The organism is Caldivirga sp. MU80 (assembly GCF_001663375.1).
Taxonomy (GTDB): Archaea; Thermoproteota; Thermoprotei; order Thermoproteales; family Thermocladiaceae; genus Caldivirga.
The window spans coordinates 16,407-39,328 of the sequence record NZ_LCTF01000012.1 but is presented as its reverse complement, the minus strand read 5'-3'; the positions used below and the strand labels follow the sequence as shown (position 1 = coordinate 39,328).

Here is a 22,922-nt window from a genome sequence, read left to right as displayed (position 1 = left end):
GCCATTAAATACCTATCGATGTTTTTACCTGATACTCTTAATTTAAGGCTTAGACCCAAGTAAGGTAATGGGCCTAAAGGTTAAGGTTGGGTTGGAGGGGGAAAACGTGGTGATTATGCTGGTGGTGCCGATTAAGGACTATGAACTGGCCCACAGGGGGGCAAGCCTAATTTACAGGTGCAGTGGTGTACAGGTTAAGAACCCATTAGCTAGATACATAGCCGAGTCGTTGAGGTACCTTGAGTCGATTAGGGGCTGCAGGGATACTTAAGGCGACCCTCACCATGAAGCCTAGCCCTTAGCCTCAATTAACCTCTTAAACCTTAAGGCATCGTCAAGCATGTGAACATTGTTGAACATGACGTAGACCACCCGTGAAACCTGGCCTAAAATCAGTCTCCCCAATGAGTCAAGGTCCGAATCGGAGTACCTATACCTGTAGTTAACCTCCCCCTCACCAATGCCGTGCAGCCTGAAGTAAGCTACCTCCCTAGTCACCATTGGACTCCTCCTAAATGGGTCAACCACGTGTATGACGTCAGTACTATTGAATACTCGCATGAGGGAGTTTGGGTCACTGTAGCTGGCCCCCCTTGGCTCCCAGCCAACCCTACCTGGCTCACCTATTGATCTGAAGAACTCAACCACATCCTTGGCACTATCACTGTTAATGACCATTGATGGTGGGGTTTGGAATATGTAGAAGGCTGGGTTAAGGGGCTTGGTTAACCTGAGGAACTCACCCCAGAGCTCAAGGTTCTCCCTAGTTGGCTTAAGTAAACCATAGTTAGTGGTGTTGCCGGTTAACCTAGCCCTCCTAACCCTCCTCCAAGTGGGTGAGTTAGTGCCATGGGTTAACCCTTGGAAGACCTTAACGGTGAAGGCGAATCCACTCGGTGCCTCTTCCCTCAAATGCCTCATCCTATCCTCGGTGGGTAGGTCATAGAAGGTTTCCTGCAACTCCACCACTGGGAATAGCTCATAGTACCTTGACCTAGCCGTTGGGAAGCCGCATGTACCAACTAGGATACTTACCATAATAGCCTTAGTGGCAACTCTCCTTATTATCCCTTTATATCTACAGCACTACACCCCTACCTGGAGCATGTATTAATAGGCTAATATGCTTAACCCCATGCTGCTCATTAATATTACTGGTAATGCTGCCTAGGCTTATGCCCACACCATTGGGTTTGTCATTAATTGCAGGCTGATTGATGCACATTGGGTTGACGTTACCGCGGTTAAGTGGCTCAACGTTAATTAGTATTATTGATAATGCTAGCAGTAGCCATGCAGCTGGGTTAACTGGTGGTGGACTTAAAAATGCTGAGGATGCTATTGAGGCTAAGATTTCAATTGACGACGTTAACGATGCTGATACGGGGCCAATGTGCTTAATGGCCTCTGAGTATAACACGTAAGGCAACACCACCCCCACTAGTGAGAGCACCAATGGGTAGTATATGTAGTTCACATTAAACATATCTATGTGTGACGTCTCACCCAGGTTAAGTGCCATTAAACATGAAATCACTAAGGTGCCTAGTGATTGACCGAAAACCATACTAATGGTCTCAGCCTCCTTAAGCATATCTAAGGCAATCGTGTAAACCAGATTGATGACCATCATCAGTAAGGCAATTGCCAATGAGCCGTAGTACCCCTGGTAAAGTAGATAAATGCTGAGCAGTAGCATGATAGCTGATGCAACATGCCTAGTGTTAAGGCTCTCACTATTCATGTAGTCTATTATTATGAGCGGGATTATGTAGCTGGAGCCAGCCAAGGCCGCTAATCCGTCAACATCACCAGTCAGCCTAATGTATAGGTAGTTTAGGGCGTAGTTTACCGGGGATATTGTAACACCCTTAACCACTGACTTTATCTCGAAGCCACGGGCTAGTAGAGGCACTGAGAGTAGTATCGTGGATACTAGGTAACTTAAGGTTATGAGATCATTAACCCCATAAAGCCTTAAGGCTAGGTAACTGACCGGGTACGATACTCCCCACAGCGCCGAGGCTAACATGGACAATGCCAGGTACTTCTTCTTCGTCATCAAGACCACCTTAAGGTGATGGGTAGGGTGAAGGTGATGGGGTTATTTTAACTTCATTTAAAAACCTTACTCAATGGTGAATCATTAATTTTTCATTTAAATAAAATATTACTAAGCGATCCATGATCCTAAGCTATGGTTCCAATACAGTTCCTCGTAATGATAGGAGCCGTGGTAGGCGCATTGACCGAGGTTACAGTTGCCAGTGGTTATGGTTGTAGTGCCAGCATTAACTTTAATAAGTCTGCACTAACATATGTCTATTAGGACTCAGATTATATCCACAGTTAATGAAGAATATATAAACTATGTGTACCTACCTAACCACTCCGCAACCATGGGTAACGTAAGCCTAGACCCAGCCACATTCATTAACGACCACTACACACTATACAGTCTTTTAACGGCTTCTTAATTATTTAGTAAGTTGTGAAATTATTATTTCCTATGCTTTACCTTTAACTCAATAAGTATTTATCTGGTTAATAAATAATGATCTTTACCTCTTTACATATAGCCAGCATGCTACGTATATGCCTTTCTTGATCTCTATCATTGGTGGCTCCTCCCTGCGGCAAATATCCATGGCAAACGGACACCTAGGATGAAACCTACAACCACTAGGCGGGTTAGCCAGGTTCGGGGGTTCACCGCCAACCACTTTCCTCTCACTAAACCTATTCTTAGGGTCTGGGTCTGGTATTGCCTCAATTAGGGCTTGGGTGTATGGGTGATGCGGCTCCTTAATAACATCCCTATAAGGCCCTATCTCGGCCATCTTACCAGCATACATGACCAGTATCTTGTCGCTGAAGTACTTGGCGGTTGAGATGTCGTGGGTGATGTAGGCGAAGGCTATCTTATCCCTTTCCTGAATACTCTTAAGTATCGTCAATATCTCAACCCTGACTGATGCATCAAGCATTGAAACAGGTTCATCAGCCACTATGAAATCGGGCCTAGTCACAATAGCCCTAGCAATGGCGACCCTCTGTCTCTGGCCGCCGGATAATTGATGCGGGTATTTGTAGAGGTAATCACTCACCGGGGTTAGTTTAACCTCCTCAAGGGCCCTATGAACCATCTCATCCCTTTCCCTGGGGCTAACACCATTTATTATCAACGGCTCCTCAATTATGAACTTTACGTTGTGGTATGGATTAAGGCTTGAGAATGGGTCTTGAAGAACGATGGAAGTTCTCCTCCTAAACCAAAGCAGTTCACTATCCTTAGCTTGGGTGATGTCCCTACCGTCGAAAAGTAGCTCACCCCCAGTGGGTTTAAGTAGCCTAAGCAGTGTCCTGCCCAGGGTTGTCTTTCCGCTCCCTGACTCACCAACTATTGCTAAGGTTTCACCACGGCCAATGCTAATGCTTACGTCGTCAACCGCCTTAACGTACCTCGGCTTTGAGAACAAACCAGGGCGCACAGTATACCACATCCTTAACCTATGAGCTACCACTAACTGTCCACCATCAACCCACGGCGTATCCGTGAAACTAACCATCAACTCACCACAACATTAAGTTAACGTGAAGTAGGGTATTTAAGCATTATAGCCCTTAAAGGCATAACTCTTAACAATCTAAGTGCTATGTAATATGACCCCCGTTATGTCTCCTGGTGTCTTCGATGCGAGTCTCCATTGATGATGACAGATGAGTCTCGCCATTTATGGTGGGGTTGCCTCACTCGTAGGGTTTTATGGTGATGGGTTTATAATGGTTGCCTCATTGATAAGACCAATAACCCCGTGGTAGGGGGTGGTAATCGAGACCCTGGGTTAACCTAACCTTAAAAGTGCGGGGGGTCATCTACTGATCAATTACGTATACCCACAGAAGCTATTAGATGGGGAACTACCCTGGAGCCACATGAGGATACCAGGTGCTGACGAGCAGTTACTCAGGAAGCCCTTAGTGAAGTACGCTAAGGAGGTGGATGTAGATACTAAGATTCATGCACGATGAGTGATATACTTCTACTTTAATCTATATTTGTATATGTATGCATATATTATGTAAGTTTTCTACCTACATAAGTTTTATTAAGGTTTTTGTTGCTAGGTTTGTGACCCTGTATGGTTTAGAACGGTGTGCACTTTAACTTAAATACAATAATACCGTGGCCGATCATACTCATATGGACGCTACTCTACTTCGCCCTACTAGCCTGGGCCTGGAGACCTAAGGAAGGTAGACCCTTTGGTAATTTTAAGACCATAGATTTTGTGTACATAGCCTTAGTGGCGGCACTACTCATCGTCTATAACTTCTTCATTTCACCCCTAATCCCGAAGGTTGGTGCCGTAACCACGTACTTCTACTACCCAATAATTGGTGAGACATTCCTCGTGATGCTCGCGGCGGCTCTTGTTGGTAAGCCTGGTTCGGCTGGGTTAACCATGGTAATATATACCCTTCTCTCCGACATAATACATTACGGTTTTGGCGGCGAGCCCTTCTGGTTCATTTATGAGGTTACTGCCTATGCCGCAATAATTGATTTGTGGTTAATCTATAGGGGTAAGTATTACATGATGCCATTCCAAGGGGTATTCAGTAAGTCTACCGATCCAGGTGTTGGTGAGGGGGGTTCTGTAGATGCTGAGGAGCTTGAGGAGGAGTTAAAGTCCGCTAAGGCATTATTCATAGTTGATGCCCTAATTGGTGGTATAACAATATCATCAGCCTTCCCAGTCTGGTACAGGGGCTTTTGGGCAACCTTTGTGGAGGGTTATACATATACACCGAGCTTCTGGGCAATAACAAGCGTAGTTAGTATTGGTGCGGGGGTGGTCCTTGGGTTAATAGTGGCTCCATTTATTTACTACATAAAGAGAGTTTTATCATAGGGGGGTTTATGGCTAGGATTATTAAAATCAATAATCTTTCTGTTCGATACTTCGGTTCCAGGAACCCTGTCCTCAGGAACGTTTCCCTCGAAATTGAGGAGGGCGAGTTTGTTCTATTGGTTGGTAGGACTGGTTCTGGGAAATCCACATTATTGAATGTGATTAATGGTGTTATACCTAACATAGTAAGTGCCTCGGTTAGAGGGTCAATAAGCGTGGTTGATCGTGATCCAAGAAAGACCCCTGTGCATGAAATGGCCACAATAGTTGGTACGGTATACCAAGTGCCAGAGAGTCAAATATTCTCGCTAATTGTGGATGATGATGTAGCCTTCGGTCTTGAAAATAGGGCTATGGACCCTAATGAGATTAGGCGTAGGGTTGTTGAATCACTGGGTTTAGTTAACCTCATCCATAAGATGAGGCATCCAACCTTCCTCCTCAGTGGTGGTGAGAAGCAGAGGTTAGTTATTGCTGGTGTTCTTGCCGTAAGACCGAGGATTCTAATACTTGATGAACCAACATCGATGCTGGATTCCATGGGTGCAGAGAGCATCTTCGGTCTTGTTAAGAAGTTGAATGATGAAGGATTGACCATTATAATGAGTGAGCATAGGGTGGAGAGGGTGATCGGTGTGGTGGATAGGGTTATTGGTCTTAAGGATGGCACGATATACGTAGATGATGAGCCACATAGGGCCGTGGCTAAGGAGCTACCAAAGCTTGGTATTGAGGAACCTCAGGTAACCACGTTATATAGGATGATCGATAAGAATGCAGAGTATTACCCAATCTCTGTCGATGAGTTCATGGAGTTAGGCGTGGCTAATAGAATTGATGTAGTTGATAAGGTTGATGATGGTGTTGGCGAAGATGCGATACTTGTAAGTAACGTGCACTTCACATACCCAGGTGGCGTTCAGGAGGTTTTGAAGGGTGTAAACCTGGTCATTAAGGATGGGGAGGTTGTAAGTGTAATCGGTCCCAATGGATCGGGTAAATCAACACTGATGTATTTATTGGCGGGTATCTATAAACCAAGCAGTGGTTCCATAAAAATCCTTGGTTATGACTCAACAAGACTCGTTGGTAAGGAAAGGACTGGGTTAATTGGTTATGTATTTCAGGACCCAGATCAAATGCTCTTATCAAGCACTGTTAAGGGTGAGCTCGAATTCACCCTAAGGCTGTCTGGTATTCATGGGAGGGAGGTTGAGGAGAGAGTGAAAAGGATAAGCAGTTACCTCGGCATTAATGATCTACTAGGCCAAAGCCCGCATAAGTTATCTGTTGGTCAGAGGAGGCTGGTGAGTGTTGCCTCGGTCCTTGTGGCTGAGCCACGCATATTAATTCTTGATGAGCCAACTAGAGGCCTTGATAATGAGACCAGTACATCATTAATGGACTTACTCCTGACAATTAAGGAGGAGAGGGGTATGACACTCATAATGGTGACGCACAACATGAGGCAGGTTGGTGAGTATAGCGATAGGGTCTTTGTAATGTATGATGGCAATGTGGTATTTAGTGGGACGCCGGAGATTGTTTTTGAGGAGTCACATAGGCATCCTGAGTGGGGGATATCGCCACCACAGGTTTTTGAGGTTACACGTAGGATTAATAAGCCCACAGCAAGTATTAGGAGGGTGAGGGTTCATGCAGCCTAGCCCAATAATTGGGCAGGTGCTCTATAACCCTATCGTTAATTGGACAATAACCCTAATAATGCTGCTTTACGGACCTGCCCTCGTTATCTACCTAATATTCAGGTTAATAGGTTTCCAGGGCTATATGTCGTTGTTTAGGTTCATAGAGGGTAAATCGGTAATATATAGGTTAGATCCTAGGGTCAAGATCCTATTATCGATAGTGATCACCACTGTTGCCGCAATAACGATTTGGTGAATTTCAGCAATAATTTTTATTGCTGTCATGGCATTATACTCATTATTAAGTAACATTAGGGAGAAGCTCAGGATAGCTGTACCACTTATCTTAGCCTCATTCATAGGAACCGCTTGGACAGAATCCATGTTCACACCATACTCATACCTACAGGTTATATTTCACCATGTAACCTTCCTCTACGTGCTTCCACGATCCCTAGCAATCTTCGGTGTTACCCAGGGTAGTGGTTCCTTCTATGTTCCATACCTGGGTTATGTAAATAATCCAGTGGGTATTACCTGGGAGGGCATTATTTATGGTCTCCAGATAACCTTCAGGGCCGTGGCAGCAATAGCCTCTGGTTTACTGCTAATATTCAGCACACCACCCTCGGACATACTCAGATCTCTCGAGAAGAACGGTTTACCCATTGAACTTGGTTTCACATTATTACTTGCCGTAAGTTCTGTACCAAAGGTTCTCGAGAACTCCATGGTTGTACTCAACTCCCTAAAGGCTAGGGGTGTTGATTTTAGACCAAGGAGTAGGAATCCCATAACGTTCATTAGGGAATCGTTATTCATAATAAGGGTGGTTATCATGGCCCTCATTGGTATCGTAACACTAACACTTAGGGATGCCAGGCAAATAGCTATTGCAGCCGACTTAAGGGCCTTTAGGGCGTTTAGGAAGAGGACGTATTATAAGGACATTAGAATGACTAGAATGGACTACGTAATACTAGCATTCCTAATAGCCCTATTGATTGCGGGCATCTACATATCTGGGTTGCCGGGCATGGGGGCTGTGCCCTACAACCCATAGGTTAGGCATTCATGATAAGCAAACGACAAACCTCGCCCTTCATGGCGGGGTTACCCCATTGCGTGGGGTCTTATGGCGATGGTTTTAAACTCAATCCTAGGTAGGATGTTCAGTACCTCCCTTGGTCAACTCTCAAGAGGTGAGGAGTGGAGGGCCGATTCCCCCGCAATATAATCCCTAAGACCCCAGGAAAACCCCACCATCAAGGACGGGGAAGGGGTCAGTACCCAGTCTGTTCCAGTAATGTCTAGGCACTGAGGGTTATTTTAAAATACCAAGACTTGGTAGCCGTTGTTTATGAATTTTGATAGGTCTTCGTGGTGTTCTTCATCTCCGATTAGCCTAATTTTTAAGGCCGTTAACTTATCCCTAATGTTGAGGTGGGGTGGTGATGCGCAGTAGCCGCAAACACCATAAATCACCCCCTCCCTCTGCGCCACCTCATACGCAGGCCTCAAACCCTTATACGGACTATCAGCTATCGGTACCCTAGACCCAAACCCATCAAAATAAACCACAACATCATAACCAGCCCTCTTATTCCGTAGGTTATCTATTTAGTTCCTTATTAATTGACCTTATACAATAATAAACGTGAGCGCTATTAAATGAATTGCAAGTGATGGTAAGGATGGTGGTAAAAGCACAATAACAATACTCATGGCTAGGGCTCGACTACGTTGGGTATAGAATTGGTATCATTGACCTAGCCCTAGGCAATCCAAGCGCATCCCTTGTACTACTTAAGGAGGTGCCTAGGCATACCTTAACAACCTATGTAATTAATACACCTAGATTGGGTGAGGTCGTTCATGTGGTGTTCACGGAACATGGGCCAATATACCTAGTGTCATCGAGTCGTGGTGATTTAACCTTGGTGAGTAGTTATGGTGGTTTGGCTAAGGGCTAGTGTCGTTTAAGCATGAGTAATGTTTATATATTCAGTACAATGCATATTAAGTTAAAATGCATGTTGACAGTTACGGCGTATTAAACGGATTAGTGAGGATATCTATATTATTAAGTAGGAGCGGTGAGTACGTTTACTGGGTTGATGAGCCTAAGTTAAGCGATTCCGAAGAGGAGTTAATTACGAGGATTAGGAATGAACTTAATAAGTCATTAAGCCTTAGGAGTATCCCATCCATTGATAACTACAGTGATGTTAAGAAGTACGTGAGGGAGAATGCTGAGTCCTTACTTAGGCGTTATATCCAAGATACTGACTCTGAATCCCTTAATAAGGTGATGTACTACATCTTAAGGGATACCGTTGGGTTTGGCCCACTGGAACCCCTCATCAATGATCCAAGGGTCGAGGATGTGCATGTCAATGGCCCTGGTAGAAGCGTCTTCGTTTGGCATAATAAGTACGGCCACATTAAAACCAACATAATTATTAAGGGTGAGGAGCTTGATAGGCTAGTAACCCTACTATCCCAGAGAATAAGAAGGAATCCCAGCTCAGCTAACCCGATACTGGAGGGGTTACTAATACCTGAGAACTTTAGGGTTGAACTGCTGCTGAGGGATGTATCGTCAATGGGCCCCACCTTAACCATCAGGAAATTCAGGGAGATGCCGTTAACGGTGATAGACATGATTAAGCTAGGTACCTTAAGTAGTGAACTGGCCGCCTACCTATGGCTTATGCTTGATTACGGCAGGAGCATGCTGATAATAGGGCCCACTGGGGCTGGTAAGACAACCCTACTGAACGCACTCCTCTTCCTCATTAGGAATGGGCGTAGGATAATAACCATAGAGGATGCCAGGGAACTATACCTACTGCACGACCACTGGGTCCCCTTAGTCTCAAGGACTTCGGAAATCCCAGGAGTCGCCAATGTTGACCTTTACGACTTGGTTAAGGTCTCCATGAGGCTTAGGCCAGATTACATAGTCGTGGGTGAGTTGAGGGGTGAGGAGGCGTACGTGTTCTTCCAAGGGTTGGCTAGTGGGCATACGGGCTTATCAACACTACACGCCAGCACCGCTGAATTAGCCTTCAGGAGGCTCATATCTAAGCCCATGGAAATACCCCCAACCCTACTGGCATCGCTGGGCGTTGTTATTCAGATAAACATAGTAACCACGGGTAGGGATGAAATTGTTAGGAGGGTTGTCAAGGTTGAGGAGGTTGTCGATGTGCAGGAGGATAGACCAGTCCTGAACAGGGTTTTTGAGTGGAGGAGGGATGAGGATGAGGTAGTTAAGGTTAACGAATCAATGCTAATTAATAGGGTAGTTGAGGAGTACGCTTTACCAATGGAGAAGGTTAAGGCTGAGTTGGATAGGAGGAAGAGGTTCATTGAGCTTATGGTTAAGAACAACGCCGCAAGTCCAAGCGCCGTCTTCGAGCTAATAAACAAGTATCACACGGACCCCGAGTCAGCCTTTAAGGCCATGGAGGGTTCTAGTGGATAAATATGGCTATCGCAAATGTCATTAAGGCGCTTAATAGGTGGATCAATGACTACTTCGAGCGCATCAGCATGATGACCGGCTATGCTGTGCAGCCCAGCTTCATTAAATTCACCATCCTATCAATGATCGGGTTATCATCAGTATCGCTGGTGCTAGCTCTATTAAGCATTAGGTTAGTGCCTAAGTTAACAATACTCTTCGCCCTAATTGAAATAGTCTCACTGCTTATGATAACCATGTTGGGCATTTACCTAGTGGCTAAGGTAAGGTCAAGGGCTGGGAAGTTTGAAAAAGCCATAGTGACAATACTACTGACCACAATACCCCTACTCGCCAGTGGCGAACCACTGGTTAACGTCATTAATCAGCTAACAATGGTTAGGATGGATCCTGAGGTTGCGGGTGAGTTTAGGAGGATAGTTGCTGAGGTTTACGGCGGCTTCGATATTGTTAATGCGATTAGGAGGAGCATTAATAGGGTACCTTCAAGGACGTACAGCGACGTTATGAGCATAATAACTGAGTCGTACGGCATCAGCAGCAACATAGCTGATATACTAATGCTTAAACTAGACTCAATAGTCAGGAGAGAGCAGTCAACCTTTAAGTCAAGGGTGCAGACACTATCACTAATGATGGAGATATACCTAGTTTCAGTTCAACTACTCCCACTACTACTCATAATACTAGCCATTTCACTATCACCCCTTGGCTCATTCCCAATAAACCCAACAGCATTAATATTACTACTTTTCCTAGTTTACATGCCAATCACAGGTATGGTATTCTACGTGGTGATGAGTGGGCTTACTGATTAGGCTTAATTCAGGCCCCAACCAGCAGGACACTAAATCGAGGGAAATATGTGCTGGCATGGATGGTAAAGCATAAATACTTGACCTAAGCGCTATTGTCCATGGCCTACTGGGGTGTGTTAGCGGCGTTACTGTTCCTGGTATTCATAGGACTTGTCGTGGATGGTTTAGTGTTGCTCATCAGGAGGATAATCAAGGTTAGGTTAACGAACCCGGTTAAGGTCATGAGGTTCGAGGCTGGTAATGTACCTGTTGGGCCTGTGAGGAGTATATTACCTATGCAGTACGTGGGCTTCCTATTAATGTTCCTCTCAGTGGAACCAGTCACGGCACTCCTGTTAACATTATCAATAGGCTTCACAGGTTTTAGCCTAGGCTATGTACTACTCTTCATAGTATTCCTAGTTACCTACTCACCGTTAATATACGTGGCCTATAGTGACATTAAGTACATGGCCTATGAGGCTCCTCGTAGGGTTATTTTAAACAGAAGAGCCGAATAGTAATTTTTAAAAATATAACAAGTTCAACAGTTCGTGAGGAATTATGGGTGATACGGGTGTCAATACATTAAAGATAACGTTAAAGTCCATTGGGATAGACATTAAACTGCTCCCTGACTCATGGGCCAGCTGGGGCACCAAGTTCTCCATATGGCCAGCCCACCTGGTCACGGCCTGCTGCGGTGTTGAGTTTGCCCACACGTCAGCCCCTGGTTATGATGCGGAGAGGTGGGGGTTCCTACCCATATTCGGCCCGAGACAAACTAATGCGATAGTAATTGAGGGTACCGTGACCAGGAAGATGGCTAAGGTGGTTAAGGTGGCCTATGAGCAGATGCCCTACCCAAAGTTCGTCATAGCCATGGGCTCCTGCGCAATGGAGGGTGGTGTCTTCTGGAACTCATATCACGTCGTTAGGGTTAGCGATATTGTACCCGTTGATGCCTGGGTCATGGGTTGCCCGCCAACCCCTGAGGCTGTTATTAGGGCCATTAGGATGGTTCAAGATAAAATTGAGGGTAAAGAGGTTAAGCCGAACATTAGGCCCAGTCAATTCGACCTAACAAAGCTTAAACCAGATAAACCCCAAAGACCCCCGAACCCGCCACATAGGATTGAATTTGAGCTTATTAAGGACATTAATGTCTGCAAGCCGATGCCCAATGTTAAGTGGGAGTTAGGCCAAAAGCTGGTGGATGGGTTTAAATCAACCTTAGGCAATGGTGTTAAGAACGCCGTGGTCAGGAATGTTAATGATCTATGCATAACGCTTGACAGCGCGGGTAGGCTTAGGGAAGCCGTGGAGTCAGCCTTTAAACTGGGCTTTGACCACGTTAAGTCCATAAACGTCATAGACCTCATTAACGCTGGCGTCTTTAGGATGGAGTACGTGCTTGGCTCATACATGAATAAGGAGCTCATGCCAGTGCTATTGACCATATACTTCGATGTGCCTAGGGATGAGGCTAAGGTGCCGTCAATAATTGACCTATATCCTGGGGCTGATTACCAGGAGAGGGAACTCTACGACCTATTTGGCGTGTGGTTTGAGGGTAACCCATGGATGGGTAGTAACTTCCTGCTAGACCCAGATACACCAGTTAAGTACCCGCTTAGGAAGGAGTACAGGATACCGTCACTAAAGGGTGTTGTGGTTGAGAGGTGATGGTGATGAGTGAGCGTGAGGTCTCCATAAACGTACCCGTGGAGTTACCCACTGAGGTTAAGTCACTTTTCCTACCGATCCCTAAGAATATGGTTGAGGAGGTCTACAGGTCAGACGAGTACCTAGTCCTAATCGGCCCAGCCCACCCGGGTAGTGGGCACATGAGGATAATCCTGAGGCTGAAGGGTGACTACATAGTTGAGGCCATTCCTGACCCAGGTTATGTACATAGGGCTGTGGAGAAGTTGGCTGAAACAAGGCTATTTGTCCATAATATACCACTCGTGGAGCGTCCAACAATAGCTGAATCATCCATAATGGATCATGGTTACGTTAGGGCAATAGAGGAGTTGGGTCAACTAGACGTTCCACCCAGGGCGCAGTACCTGAGGGTCATAATGGATGAGTTGAGTAGGATAGGTGACCACCTTTACGATACAGGCATTTTAGCTGTCTTCCTTGGCCACTCCACGGGTTACATGTGGGGTTTTGGGCTTAGGGAATTCATAGTCGATGCCTTAGCCAGGATGACGGGGGCTAGGATAACCGTATCCTTCGTTATACCAAGCGGTGTGAGGTGGGATGTACACCCAGACACCTTAAGGTACATATACAACATGACCTTCTTCATAGAGAAGAAGATCGATGAGTTGGGGACCATATTCACTAAGAACCCCGTCACCGTGAGCAGGATGAAGAGTGTAGGCGTGTTAACCAAGGATGAGTGCATAAGGTTCGGTGCCGTTGGCCCATTCCTAAGGGCATGCGGTGTTGAGTATGATAACAGGAAGGTTAGGCCCTACGCAGTCTACGATCAACTGGAGTGGGAGGTTCCAGTGGCCGATGAAGGTGACGCATACTCAAGGTTCCTCGTTAGGGTTGAGGAGATTAGGCAGAGCCTAAACATAATAAGGCAGGCCGTGAAGAACATACCCGAGGGGCCTGTGATAGGCAGTAAGTTAATGGCTAGGGTGCCGCCGAAGGAGAGGGAGAGGGTGGCTAAGGATATTAGGAATTACCTCTTTAGGCTCCTAATAGGCCTAACGCTACCTGAGGGTGAGGCAACAACGTTAACCGAGGCGGCGAGGGGTACATTGCTCTACTCCCTTGTCAGTGATGGAAAGTCTAATGTGCCTTATAGGCTCAGGATGATTACCCCATCCTGGTACAACCTAAGGCCATTCATGGAGAGCCTGAAGGGCTATAGGTTAATGGACCTACCCGCAATATATGGGTCATGGGGCTACTTCCCGCCTGAGGCTGATAGGTAACGATTAAACTTAAAAAAGACTAATAACAGCGCCCCTATGACCATTGAAAGGACGCTTGTGATAGTTAAACCTGATGGGGTTAAGAGGGGGTTGATTGGGGAGGTTATTTCAAGGCTTGAGAGGGTTGGATTGAAAATAGTGGCTATTAAGATGGTTTGGGCTAGTAGGGAGCAGATTGAGGGCTTCTACCCAAGTAACCCTGATTGGTTTAAGAGCGTGGGTAATAAGACCCTGGGTAGCTATAAGGAGATGGGCATTGACCCTAAGGCTGAATTGGGTACAGATGACCCGGTGGAGATTGGTAGGCTTGTTAAGAAGTGGCTAGTGGACTACATGACAGAGTCCCCAATAGTGCTAATGGTGGTTGAGGGTAATCATGCCGTTGAGGTGGTTAGGAAGCTGGTTGGTAGCACACTACCCTATAAGGCTGAGCCGGGTACTATAAGGGGTGACTACTCGGTGGATAGCCCAGACTTGGCTAATAGGGAGAAGAGGGCCATAAGGAACATTGTGCATGCCAGTGATAGCCCTGAGGAGGCGAGGAGGGAAATAGGGTACTGGTTTAGGGAAAATGAAATATATGAATATTGAAATATACGAATATCGAGTAGGCCCTGTATCAACGTTACCTATGCCCAAAGACAGGCTTAGGCTTATACGGCTCCTCAAGGTACTTAATCTCATCGTCGGTTAGCTTAATCTCCAATGCACCAACAGCCTCCTCAACATGCTCAGGCTTAGTGGTTCCTATTATAGGCGCCGTGACGCCCTTATGCAGTAGCCAGGCGTAGGCTATTTGTGTTGGTGTGGCGCCCTTATTCTTGGCCACCTCAATAACCCTCCTAAGTATCTCAGCGTTTTCAGGGGGCTCAACGTAGATCCTATAGTCACCTGTACCTGGCCTAACCCTGGTCTCTGTTTCAGGGACGACTATCTTACCATCCTTATAGTACTTACCGCTTAATATGCCGGCCGCCGTCGGGCTCCAGGGTATTATACCTATGCCGTGTGCCTTACAGAAGGGTATCATCTCCCTCTCCTCCTCCCTGTAAAGCAAGTTGTACACGTTCTGCATGCTGATGAACTTCTCGTAACCCTTCATCTCAGCTATGAATATAGCCTTGGCGAATTGCCACGTCCACATACTCGAGGCTCCAATGTATCTAACCAGGCCTTGGTGAACTAAGTCGGTTAATGCGGATAGGGTCTCCTCAATGGGTGTTTCATAGTCCCACCTATGAATCTGGTATAGGTCTATGTAATCAGTCTTAAGTCTCCTCAACGATTCACGGGCCTGCCACATAACATGCTTACGGGACAAGCCACGGTCATTTGGCCCATTCCCCATTTGACCATAGACCTTGGTGGCTATCACCACGTCCTCCCTCATACCCTTAACCAACTCACCCACAATCTCCTCGCTCCTCCCCCTTGAGTAAACATTGGCTGTGTCTATGCAGTTTATGCCTAGGTCCCATGCCTTCTTCCAAACCTTCACGGCCCCATCAAGTTCAACCATCCATGGTGCAGTATTGCCGAACTGCATGGCGCCGAGGCATATTCTTGAGATTTTCAAACCGGAGTTACCCAGGTTAACGTATTCCATAACCCGTCACTCAGCTCGCAGTACCTACTTTTTAAACGTTGAGGATATGGTTATTTAGCTGTGAAATTAACGGTGGTGAATCATCAATGTGAGCCAATGCTTAAAAACCTTTAATCAAACATTTAAGACGCATGAGGTGCATAACGACCAGGAGCCAACTGGCATTACCATTAGCAATCGTCATCCTAATTTCACTAAGCGCAATCACCATGGCTAGTAATGCGGTTATTTGGTCTGTTCAGGTCCCTTATCTTGGCTCAAATGGCCTACCCCATGACTTCACTTACTTTAAGGCAATTAAGGAGCTTGGGTACAACACAGTTTTCCTAACCATTCCCTGGGGTTCGGTTGAGTATGGACCTAATGAGTATGACTTTAAGGTGCTTGACACTTACATGAACTACACCAGGGCACTTGGCCTCAACGTAATCCTGGTGTTCTTCTACTCCGTATGACCCCCTTCCCGCCCTTTTGAGGGGTGGGGTTTTTCACTGTGGGGGTCTCGACAGTTACCCCCTCTTTGGGGGTTAATGGTTTCACGCCATTGCTTGTTACTATGTAGCTGAGTATTTTTCTCGGTATCGGTGTTTCGTAGCCTGCTCTTTTTGCGATATTTCTCGCAGCATTCAAGTCTGCGTTAATCTTTATGCCCGTTACTGGGCATACGTATAGTCCTCTCTTGATTCTTCCGTTTTCATGGTTTGCATTGCATATTGAGCATTGTTTGCTAGTCCCATATTCATTCACCACATTGAGTCTTATCCCGTATTCCTGCAGCACCTCACCCAACCACTTGATTATCTTTACATACCACCAAATATTGGCATTATACTCATTACTATTGTTTTGGTTAAGCATGTATGGGTATCCGATGAATACCTCGTTGACTCCCATTCCATGGAGTGTCTTTGCCAGAAATCTGATTGCTGTCCTGTAGTAGTGCCTAAGCCTCTCGTGTTGCTTATACTTGGCATGTAGGTGGAATGCATGGTACTTGCGCCATGTCTTGAAGCCACGATTCCTCAACCAATCCCTAATCGCCTGGTAGGTCTTGGTTTCACGCTTCCACCAGTAATACTCAGCTTTAATCGTCGAACCCTTGATCAGAATAGCAACGTCGGTGTGATTAAACGCCACTGCGAATAGGTTATTCAAACCAACGTCAATGAAAGCCTTATTGGTGCCCTTAGGCTTGTTTATCTGCACCCTATCGTAAACCCCCTTCACGTAACCCCTCGGGTTACTCCTAGCAGGCTTCTCACCGACAGTGATCGGCACGTATGCGAACCACCTATTGCCCTCAAGCTTAATCACCAACGTGCCCTGTTTACCAGACCACTTGATTCTACCAGTATACTTGATCCTTAAATTCCAATCCTTAAGCAACAAGTAACCCTCCCCACCGTTGGTGGGCTCTAGGTAATATCTATCGTTCCTAACCAGGATTACTAGCTTCCTCCTGCCTAGTAGCCTGTCCTTCCAGAAGCCAGGAGGCGAAGGCTTACCCATGAATTTAGGTAGTTTGCCTTGCCTGTACAGCCTGAGTGTTTCGAAGTATGATTTCCAGGCACTGTTATTCAACCTTATGACTTGCCCAGCATTCACACCCAACACACTCTTATACCTATGGTAAAATTCATGCTCCGTTCCTTTGAAGTCTATTTTGCCCATCATCCTAAACTGCATAAGCCTAGTGTAATTCAACTCATTCCAAAGCCTAGCAGTGGCATCAGCAATCCTCCACAGTTTCCTCTCCTGGGCACCACTAGGCAGTAGCCTAAGCCTAACAGTGCGCATATTTTCATCTCTCAATTTCCTACTCCCCTTTAGTTTAGGAGTGGAGGAGGAAGGTGTGCCTGGGTTGGTGGAAACAGTGGGTGATCGACCCACCGGCTCATCCAAAGAGATTGAACCCCCTCCCGGAGGCACCAACCCAAGCACCGAGAAAACACAAGGCAAAGGAGGAATTAAAACATAACCAGAAACAAAAATACCAACCAATAGACTAAAACTTTAAACAAACTCTAAGAAGCAACACCACCCCTAGAAGGGGTGAGACTTAACATGGATGTCGCCGCCTGCATTGGCGTGGTGGAACATGACGGATAGGCGGTATTACTTTGATTTCATTAAAACCGTGGTTAGCAGGTATGTTAATTACTCAAACTTCCTAGGTGTACTAATTGACTATGGGTGGCTTGATGATGACTGGGGCCCTGGGGTAGGAGGCTTACCCACTGGTTACGCCAAGAGTGATGTAGCAATGTTTAGGTTATATCTGAATAGGACGTATGGCGGTAACATTACTGCGCTTAACCTGCAGTGGCACACGGCATATAGGAGCTTTAACGATGTAACGCCATCATTACCCTTCATGGGTAATTGGCCCTACTTCCAGTTATTCAGGGTCTGGAGTATTAATGAAACCTACAGTGAGTTATTCGGCACGATTAGGAGTATCATAGGACCCGATAGGATACTCCTGTTCTACTGGGGTGGCTCAATTGATGACATATATGGTCTTCAAATGCCTGAATTATACTTCCAACTGGCGAGGAAATATAACGTAACCATAGTACTTGACGATGCTGACCACACCAAGTTCGCAATCTTCTTCAGTAACCTAGCCAGTGTCTATGGAGTTCATTTAATGATGGAATGGACACCTGTACCCAGCACCAGTGCGTACTACGGCAGGTATGTATCCCACATAATGCTCGGTTACCCATGGCTCATGGGTGGTGATTACTACGTATTTATCAGGAGTTTAAGTTGGTTTTGGCCAACAACCCAGTTAAACGCCATGGCGGCTGAGGTATATAGGCTAATTAACGGTAGCCGTCCAAAGACCAGTGTAGCCGTACTCTACGTAACAATGTATGGTGAAACATACAACCAGTGGAAGCACCTTGAGGATGAGACTTACTTAATATCAACAGGCCTAGTTAAGGTTGGTGATGAATATGCATACTACCCGTACAACATAGTAACCGCTGATGAATTAGAGCTAGGCCTAGTTAACCTATCGAGGTACAGGTACTTAATCCTTATGGTTCCTGAATCATACATACCAAGTGGGGTCATGAGCATTATCAATAAGTGGAGGGGCAGTGGCGGCGTTCTGATACCCTACGACTCATCCTGGTTAACCACCGGTTTGGGCACTGTGTTGCCGAATATTGAGGAACCTGTCTTAACCACAAATGCCTCAGTTGAGGTGTTCCCAATAGTAAACGCCAATTCAGCCTACATATCCTTTAACGACTATGGCAATCCGATTAATGCGCTTCACGTTAATGTTAATTTAACGGCCCTTGGGTTACCTAATGGCACCTACGCCATCATTAACCTCAATGGTGGTGACCTGCTTAACATAACAAGTGACGGCATGGCCTCATTTAACCTAGGTTTCTACTACACCCAGGGTGCAGTATTAGTCGGCGTAATACCCATTAAGCCAATGCACCTACTGGTTAACTTAACTAGTATAAAAGCAACCTACGGCTATAATGGTGGCGTTTTTAAAGTAAGCCTAAGTGGTATGTTGATACCGCGCCTAAGCGGCTGTAGCGCATTAGCGTTGATGCACACTAACCTGACGGAATTTGGAGCCCCATTCACCAGTGATGGGTTGGTTTATGAGTCAATAGGGGCTGGTGAGGCTAGGATTAAGGACGGCTACTTCACTGTTAACTTAACGCTCCCACTTTACCAACTCATGTTCAATAGCTACACGTTGGTGCTAAACCTATATACAATGTGTAATGGGTTGATTGTGAGTGGGGAGTCCTACCAATTATCCGTTAACTTAACCTTCGCCATGTCTACCTACGGCTCAGTGCCATCAGTAACTGGGGTGGGTGTAACCAGTATGGCGCCTATATTCACCGTTAGCCCGCCATCAACCACAACAACGGTTAGCACCACTACAACCACCGTTACCTCAACAATCACCTTAATCACAACTATGGTGAAAGTAAGTACATTAACAATAACCTTAACATCGACAGTTGCAAGGTACGTATTAACTAAACAAACCACTGCAGCTCTAATAATCGGGGTTATTGTCCTGGTAATAGTGCTAGTGATAATCTTGGGTAATGTATTTAGGCGGAGACCAGACCTGCCGCAGCCATGAGGTAACCCTAATTAAAATTACGTTGAGTGTTATTCAATAAGATAGAACCTTATTCTCAAGTTCCTGCAACTCCCTAAGTGAATACTCAACGCTCTTATTGTTGGGTAGCCTCCTTATTATTATGAATGGGAGCAGGCCTCTCTTCAACTCCTCGGTGGCTATGGCCACGGGGTCTGATGTACTCAATTCCTTGGGGTTAACTAGGGGTGGTGCACCATCCATTAGCTGCCTTGTCCTTACCGCAATTATCTTGGCAAGCTCATACTTAGTTAATCGGGGTGGGTAAGGTAATTTACCGTCCCTGATCAATGAATATAACTCATCTATTGTTGACATGTTCGTTCCCAATAAATATATCCCCTTATAAACTTAACTACACATCACCCTAGTTGGAGGCTCCATCCTTTAGGGTGGTGAGGTGTTTTATTGCCCAGTGCAGTGGGATATTGTCCTTATTATCCATGAAGCTGCAGTTTGCGCATCTCATGATAAAGCAGACGGCAAGTCTCGCCCTTTATGGTTAGGTTGCCTTACTGCGTGAGTCTCATGGCGGTGGATTTATGAAGCCTAGTTGAAGTATCTAGCAGTCTCAGAGAAAGCAGGGTAACTCAAAAACCCCAAGGAAACCCCACCCCTCAAGAGCGAGAAACCGCCAGCTAACCTAAAGCTAAAAACTGTAAATGTGGCTGTTTCGGTTTTCATGATTATTTGTGGCGTTTATTTTCGTTGATGACCAATCCCAGTTGGATTTATAAACCCGACCTAACATTTTTACTAGTGACCCTGGGTTCTCGAGATCCGTAGTGGCAAGGAACCCTAGGCGACGGGTGGGGAGTCGCTGCGGTGAGGGGGCCCAGGGAGACCGTCGAGAAGCAGACGGTGGAGACAACAAGCCTCCACCACCTCCGGAGAGACGGTAAGTATTAAAGGGGGTTATAGCCTTCATTTTGTGGAGGATTTACGAAGATGCGTATTACTGGACATGGTTAGGATGCTTAATGGGTCATGCAGTATAGATAAGCTGGCGCTCTTAATGTACATGGTGGATAAGCTAAGCGGCTACTTCATATTCAACTGGAGCATCGAGGATTACATGCCAATCAGCCAAGACTTCCTGGACACCATCGAGAACCTGAGAAGGGGTGGTTACCTGGATGTTAACAATGGGAGGGTGACTATAACCACCCTCCCATTTGATGTATCAACCTGTGGCAATAACTGGCTTTACAGCAGGTTGATTAGCTATGTTAGTGAGGTGGTGAGTAGGTATAGAGATAAGGATGTGCATGAGCTACTGGGTGAAATCACAGACATTGTTATTTAGCGGCCACACAATCCCATTTACACCACCTTAGCGGTGTACCCTGAATTTTAAGGTGCATTCCAATGGTGGTTAATGTGTGGTGGCTAAGAAACACTTAAAACCAGTCACCTACCATCGCTACCTGATGGGTAAGGTTAGGCCAGCTTACATAAAGAGGGTTGGAAGGGCACTAATGGAGCAGTACCCGGATAGGTTTAGTGATGATTTTGAGCATAATAAGCAGGTAGTGGGGCAGCTGGTTGAGGGGGCTTCTAAGAGGGTGAGGAATAGGATAGCGGGCTACATAACGTCACAGGTCAAGAGACTTAAGGAGGCTAGTGAGGAAAGTGTAAAAACTAGTGAGGAGGGTGGTTCCTGATGGTTCTACAGAAGGGTGACTATATACTACTGGACTACACCATTCAGACGAAGGATGATGGTAAGGTGATTGAGACAACTATTGAGGAGAAGGCTAAGGAGGCCAATATCTACGACCCCAACCAAACCTATGGACCAAGGCTAATAGTGCTTGGTGAGACAAAAATCTTCGAACCCCTGGAGGAGGCGCTGCTCAAGAGCGATGAAGGGTCTGAGGTAACTGTGGAGGTGCCACCTGAGAAGGCCTTTGGGGTTAGGGACCAGGGCAAGGTTAAGGTGGTTTCGATTAGGGAATTCTACAGGGCTGGTAAGTTGCCTAGGGTTGGCGATATAGTGGAGTACAATAACCAGAGGGCTAGGGTTGTGTCCGTATCCAGCGGCAGGGTTGTACTAGACTTCAACCACCCACTGGCTGGGAGGACCATAATTGTCAACGCTAAGGTTGTTAAGAGACTTGTAAGTGATGATGATAAGATTAGGGAGATTGTTAGGCAGTACTTACCCAGGCTGGACGCCAGCAAGATCGAGGCTAAGCACGAGAACGGCCAAATAACCATTAAACTACCCCCCGAGGTCCTATTCATAGAGGGAATCGGGACCATTAAGTTCAGGGTAGCTGAGGAACTGGCGCAAAGGTTCTCCAACGCCAAGAAGATAATTTACGTGGAGGAGCTTGAGGTTTCAAGGGAGGAACAGCAGGCAACCCAAGCACAACCCCAACAAGCCCAAGCAACACCCCAGGCGCAGCAGGTGGAGGGTCAGGTTCAGACTCAAGGTGGTTCAGGTGGACAGGGCTAGTAATCAACGTGGAGTCTTAACAACGGGTACAACAACAGTTGGCATTGTGACTAAGGAGGGGGTTGTGTTAGCGACTGATAGGAGGGTTACGGCTGGTTATTACATAGCCCACAGGAAGGGTAAGAAGATTTGGAAGATTGACAACCACGTGGCTGCAACCATGAGCGGCGCCGTTGCAGATGTCCAAATGATACTTAATGAACTAACCCACTTAGCCATGGACTACAAGATAAACCACCAAACCCCAATACCAATTAGAACCCTCGCCAACTATGCCTCAGTCATCATGTTTTACAGTAGGCCAATGATATACATAGCGCACATGATAATAGGTGGCGTGGATGGAGAGGAGGGGCCAGTCCTATACGCCGTTGACTGGTACGGTAGCTTCACCAGGGAGGATAGGTTCATGTCAACTGGTAGCGGTTCCCCAACAGCCTTTGGCGTACTTGAAGATGGGTATAGGGATGACATAACACTTAATGATGCCGTTAAGCTAGCCATTAGGGCCGTGAAGGCTGCAATGCTCCATGACCCAGGCAGTGGTGAAGGGGTAGATGTAATTACCATAACTAAGGAATCCGGCTACAGCGAGGTCCAGGTTTAAGGCAAGATTTAATAAATATAATTACCTCATGCAACATTCATGATGGTTAACTAATCGCATACATATAGACCCCAGGAGCTAAATTTAATATTAAGCATCCATAAGGTTGTGAGGAAGGGGTGAGAAACCCTAGTGGCCACTTCATCAATATGCTTACTTAATTCCCTATTAGTGTAGTTTAGGAAGAAGGCGTGGTTCAGGGGTATGCCAAGCACACTCAAGGCCCCATTAGCTTCGGCAATCTATATTGTTGCTTAAAAATCACATACACTCTACATTGAAG

Annotated in this window: 24 protein-coding genes and 1 pseudogene; 18 read left to right on the top strand and 7 right to left on the bottom strand. The window is 46.0% G+C overall.

The features are described 5' to 3' along the window. Positions 1-67 precede the first annotated feature (67 nt). On the top strand, positions 68-271 hold the full coding sequence (locus tag AAX04_RS04910) for a hypothetical protein (protein WP_066794882.1): 204 nt from the start codon (positions 68-70) through the stop codon (positions 269-271). 20 nt (positions 272-291) lie between these two features. Here the strand turns inward: AAX04_RS04910 and AAX04_RS04905 are convergent, their stop codons facing one another. Continuing rightward, complete coding sequence (locus tag AAX04_RS04905; RefSeq protein WP_066794879.1) at positions 292-1,038, bottom strand: DUF72 domain-containing protein; 747 nt, start codon at positions 1,036-1,038, stop codon at positions 292-294. A 40-nt stretch (positions 1,039-1,078) separates the two neighbouring features. After that, entirely contained in the window at positions 1,079-2,062 is a 984-nt protein-coding gene (locus AAX04_RS04900) for an EamA family transporter (protein ID WP_066794877.1), read from the bottom strand. A 256-nt stretch (positions 2,063-2,318) separates the two neighbouring features. Here AAX04_RS04900 and AAX04_RS11870 point away from each other — a divergent pair, with 256 nt between their 5' ends. Next, entirely contained in the window at positions 2,319-2,477 is a 159-nt protein-coding gene (locus tag AAX04_RS11870; protein ID WP_156519703.1) for a hypothetical protein, read from the top strand. Positions 2,478-2,561: 84 nt separating this feature from the next. Here AAX04_RS11870 and AAX04_RS04895 read toward each other — a convergent pair whose 3' ends face one another. After that, positions 2,562-3,569 (bottom strand): ABC transporter ATP-binding protein, encoded by a 1,008-nt coding sequence (locus AAX04_RS04895; RefSeq protein ID WP_066794875.1) that lies wholly within the window; start codon positions 3,567-3,569, stop codon positions 2,562-2,564. A gap of 588 nt (positions 3,570-4,157) precedes the next feature. Between AAX04_RS04895 and AAX04_RS04890 the strand changes: the two genes are divergently transcribed. Genes AAX04_RS04890 through AAX04_RS04880 form a run of 4 tightly spaced genes read left to right on the top strand, consistent with a single transcriptional unit; the run spans position 4,158 to position 7,628 of the window. After that, positions 4,158-4,916, top strand: coding sequence for a hypothetical protein (locus AAX04_RS04890; RefSeq protein WP_238377806.1), 759 nt, complete (start codon positions 4,158-4,160; stop codon positions 4,914-4,916). Positions 4,917-4,924: 8 nt separating this feature from the next. Continuing rightward, positions 4,925-6,583: an ABC transporter ATP-binding protein gene (locus tag AAX04_RS04885; RefSeq protein WP_066794873.1), complete on the top strand. Its 1,659-nt coding sequence runs from the start codon at positions 4,925-4,927 to the stop codon at positions 6,581-6,583. Next, on the top strand, positions 6,573-6,821 hold the full coding sequence (locus tag AAX04_RS12365) for a hypothetical protein (protein ID WP_238377805.1): 249 nt from the start codon (positions 6,573-6,575) through the stop codon (positions 6,819-6,821). Before AAX04_RS04885 ends, AAX04_RS12365 begins: the two co-directional genes overlap by 11 nt. After that, positions 6,822-7,628: an energy-coupling factor transporter transmembrane component T gene (locus AAX04_RS04880; RefSeq protein WP_369818407.1), complete on the top strand. Its 807-nt coding sequence runs from the start codon at positions 6,822-6,824 to the stop codon at positions 7,626-7,628. Between the two features lie 266 nt (positions 7,629-7,894). Here the strand turns inward: AAX04_RS04880 and AAX04_RS04875 are convergent. Further along, a pseudogene (locus tag AAX04_RS04875) lies at positions 7,895-8,167 on the bottom strand (hypothetical protein); the annotation flags it as partial. A 427-nt stretch (positions 8,168-8,594) separates the two neighbouring features. Here AAX04_RS04875 and AAX04_RS04870 point away from each other — a divergent pair. The 6 genes from AAX04_RS04870 (at position 8,595) to AAX04_RS04845 (ending at position 14,400) form a co-directional block, all read left to right on the top strand. Then, the gene (locus AAX04_RS04870) at positions 8,595-10,055 is read left to right on the top strand and encodes a type II/IV secretion system ATPase subunit (protein ID WP_066794870.1); all 1,461 of its coding nucleotides are present in this window, start codon (positions 8,595-8,597) and stop codon (positions 10,053-10,055) included. A 2-nt stretch (positions 10,056-10,057) separates the two neighbouring features. Continuing rightward, the gene (locus AAX04_RS04865; protein ID WP_066794867.1) at positions 10,058-10,873 is read left to right on the top strand and encodes a type II secretion system F family protein; all 816 of its coding nucleotides are present in this window, start codon (positions 10,058-10,060) and stop codon (positions 10,871-10,873) included. 98 nt (positions 10,874-10,971) lie between these two features. Next, positions 10,972-11,373: an NADH-quinone oxidoreductase subunit A gene (gene ndhC, locus AAX04_RS04860; RefSeq protein WP_084761205.1), complete on the top strand. Its 402-nt coding sequence runs from the start codon at positions 10,972-10,974 to the stop codon at positions 11,371-11,373. Positions 11,374-11,416: 43 nt separating this feature from the next. Continuing rightward, on the top strand, positions 11,417-12,538 hold the full coding sequence (nuoB, locus tag AAX04_RS04855; RefSeq protein WP_066794864.1) for an NADH-quinone oxidoreductase subunit NuoB: 1,122 nt from the start codon (positions 11,417-11,419) through the stop codon (positions 12,536-12,538). A 5-nt stretch (positions 12,539-12,543) separates the two neighbouring features. Then, positions 12,544-13,809, top strand: coding sequence for an NADH-quinone oxidoreductase subunit D (locus tag AAX04_RS04850; protein WP_238377803.1), 1,266 nt, complete (start codon positions 12,544-12,546; stop codon positions 13,807-13,809). 36 nt (positions 13,810-13,845) lie between these two features. Beyond that, positions 13,846-14,400, top strand: a complete 555-nt coding sequence (locus tag AAX04_RS04845; protein ID WP_066794860.1) for a nucleoside-diphosphate kinase — start codon at positions 13,846-13,848, stop codon at positions 14,398-14,400. 34 nt (positions 14,401-14,434) lie between these two features. Here AAX04_RS04845 and AAX04_RS04840 read toward each other — a convergent pair whose 3' ends face one another. Beyond that, on the bottom strand, positions 14,435-15,415 hold the full coding sequence (locus AAX04_RS04840; RefSeq protein WP_066794858.1) for an aldo/keto reductase: 981 nt from the start codon (positions 15,413-15,415) through the stop codon (positions 14,435-14,437). 131 nt (positions 15,416-15,546) lie between these two features. On the opposite strand from AAX04_RS04840, the gene AAX04_RS04835 reads away from it, so the two are divergent. Then, positions 15,547-15,870, top strand: coding sequence for a hypothetical protein (locus tag AAX04_RS04835; protein WP_066794856.1), 324 nt, complete (start codon positions 15,547-15,549; stop codon positions 15,868-15,870). Here the strand turns inward: AAX04_RS04835 and AAX04_RS04830 are convergent. Then, complete coding sequence (locus AAX04_RS04830) at positions 15,836-17,212, bottom strand: RNA-guided endonuclease TnpB family protein (protein ID WP_066794854.1); 1,377 nt, start codon at positions 17,210-17,212, stop codon at positions 15,836-15,838. The genes AAX04_RS04835 and AAX04_RS04830 overlap by 35 nt on opposite strands. A 271-nt stretch (positions 17,213-17,483) precedes the next feature. Between AAX04_RS04830 and AAX04_RS04825 the strand changes: the two genes are divergently transcribed. Beyond that, positions 17,484-19,553, top strand: coding sequence for a hypothetical protein (locus AAX04_RS04825; RefSeq protein ID WP_156519702.1), 2,070 nt, complete (start codon positions 17,484-17,486; stop codon positions 19,551-19,553). 33 nt (positions 19,554-19,586) lie between these two features. Here the strand turns inward: AAX04_RS04825 and AAX04_RS04820 are convergent, their stop codons facing one another. Further along, complete coding sequence (locus AAX04_RS04820) at positions 19,587-19,889, bottom strand: DNA-directed RNA polymerase subunit K (RefSeq protein ID WP_066794848.1); 303 nt, start codon at positions 19,887-19,889, stop codon at positions 19,587-19,589. A 613-nt stretch (positions 19,890-20,502) separates the two neighbouring features. Here AAX04_RS04820 and AAX04_RS04815 point away from each other — a divergent pair. The 4 genes from AAX04_RS04815 (at position 20,503) to AAX04_RS04800 (ending at position 22,639) form a co-directional block, all read left to right on the top strand. Continuing rightward, positions 20,503-20,877: a hypothetical protein gene (locus AAX04_RS04815; protein ID WP_156519700.1), complete on the top strand. Its 375-nt coding sequence runs from the start codon at positions 20,503-20,505 to the stop codon at positions 20,875-20,877. 124 nt (positions 20,878-21,001) lie between these two features. After that, positions 21,002-21,235, top strand: a complete 234-nt coding sequence (locus tag AAX04_RS04810) for a 30S ribosomal protein S17e (RefSeq protein WP_066794843.1) — start codon at positions 21,002-21,004, stop codon at positions 21,233-21,235. Continuing rightward, on the top strand, positions 21,235-22,032 hold the full coding sequence (locus AAX04_RS04805; RefSeq protein WP_066794827.1) for a peptidylprolyl isomerase: 798 nt from the start codon (positions 21,235-21,237) through the stop codon (positions 22,030-22,032). The genes AAX04_RS04810 and AAX04_RS04805 overlap by 1 nt, the downstream gene beginning before the upstream one ends. Continuing rightward, complete coding sequence (locus AAX04_RS04800) at positions 22,019-22,639, top strand: proteasome subunit beta (RefSeq protein ID WP_066794939.1); 621 nt, start codon at positions 22,019-22,021, stop codon at positions 22,637-22,639. The genes AAX04_RS04805 and AAX04_RS04800 overlap by 14 nt, the downstream gene beginning before the upstream one ends. The last annotated feature ends 283 nt before the right edge of the window (positions 22,640-22,922 follow it).

What these genes read in the sequence shown, in the direction of transcription:
- AAX04_RS04910 (WP_066794882.1), top strand. Translation starts at nt 68, where the DNA reads ATGGGCCTAAAGGTTAAGGTTGGGTTGGAGGGGGAAAACGTGGTGATT.
- AAX04_RS04905 (WP_066794879.1), bottom strand. Translation starts at nt 1,038, where the DNA reads ATGGTAAGTATCCTAGTTGGTACATGCGGCTTCCCAACGGCTAGGTCA.
- AAX04_RS04900 (WP_066794877.1), bottom strand. Translation starts at nt 2,062, where the DNA reads ATGACGAAGAAGAAGTACCTGGCATTGTCCATGTTAGCCTCGGCGCTG.
- AAX04_RS11870 (WP_156519703.1), top strand. Translation starts at nt 2,319, where the DNA reads ATGTCTATTAGGACTCAGATTATATCCACAGTTAATGAAGAATATATA.
- AAX04_RS04895 (WP_066794875.1), bottom strand. Translation starts at nt 3,569, where the DNA reads ATGGTTAGTTTCACGGATACGCCGTGGGTTGATGGTGGACAGTTAGTG.
- AAX04_RS04885 (WP_066794873.1), top strand. Translation starts at nt 4,925, where the DNA reads ATGGCTAGGATTATTAAAATCAATAATCTTTCTGTTCGATACTTCGGT.
- AAX04_RS12365 (WP_238377805.1), top strand. Translation starts at nt 6,573, where the DNA reads ATGCAGCCTAGCCCAATAATTGGGCAGGTGCTCTATAACCCTATCGTT.
- AAX04_RS04870 (WP_066794870.1), top strand. Translation starts at nt 8,595, where the DNA reads ATGCATGTTGACAGTTACGGCGTATTAAACGGATTAGTGAGGATATCT.
- AAX04_RS04865 (WP_066794867.1), top strand. Translation starts at nt 10,058, where the DNA reads ATGGCTATCGCAAATGTCATTAAGGCGCTTAATAGGTGGATCAATGAC.
- ndhC (WP_084761205.1), top strand. Translation starts at nt 10,972, where the DNA reads ATGGCCTACTGGGGTGTGTTAGCGGCGTTACTGTTCCTGGTATTCATA.
- nuoB (WP_066794864.1), top strand. Translation starts at nt 11,417, where the DNA reads ATGGGTGATACGGGTGTCAATACATTAAAGATAACGTTAAAGTCCATT.
- AAX04_RS04850 (WP_238377803.1), top strand. Translation starts at nt 12,544, where the DNA reads ATGAGTGAGCGTGAGGTCTCCATAAACGTACCCGTGGAGTTACCCACT.
- AAX04_RS04845 (WP_066794860.1), top strand. Translation starts at nt 13,846, where the DNA reads ATGACCATTGAAAGGACGCTTGTGATAGTTAAACCTGATGGGGTTAAG.
- AAX04_RS04840 (WP_066794858.1), bottom strand. Translation starts at nt 15,415, where the DNA reads ATGGAATACGTTAACCTGGGTAACTCCGGTTTGAAAATCTCAAGAATA.
- AAX04_RS04835 (WP_066794856.1), top strand. Translation starts at nt 15,547, where the DNA reads ATGAGGTGCATAACGACCAGGAGCCAACTGGCATTACCATTAGCAATC.
- AAX04_RS04830 (WP_066794854.1), bottom strand. Translation starts at nt 17,212, where the DNA reads ATGCGCACTGTTAGGCTTAGGCTACTGCCTAGTGGTGCCCAGGAGAGG.
- AAX04_RS04825 (WP_156519702.1), top strand. Translation starts at nt 17,484, where the DNA reads ATGTCGCCGCCTGCATTGGCGTGGTGGAACATGACGGATAGGCGGTAT.
- AAX04_RS04820 (WP_066794848.1), bottom strand. Translation starts at nt 19,889, where the DNA reads ATGTCAACAATAGATGAGTTATATTCATTGATCAGGGACGGTAAATTA.
- AAX04_RS04810 (WP_066794843.1), top strand. Translation starts at nt 21,002, where the DNA reads ATGGGTAAGGTTAGGCCAGCTTACATAAAGAGGGTTGGAAGGGCACTA.
- AAX04_RS04805 (WP_066794827.1), top strand. Translation starts at nt 21,235, where the DNA reads ATGGTTCTACAGAAGGGTGACTATATACTACTGGACTACACCATTCAG.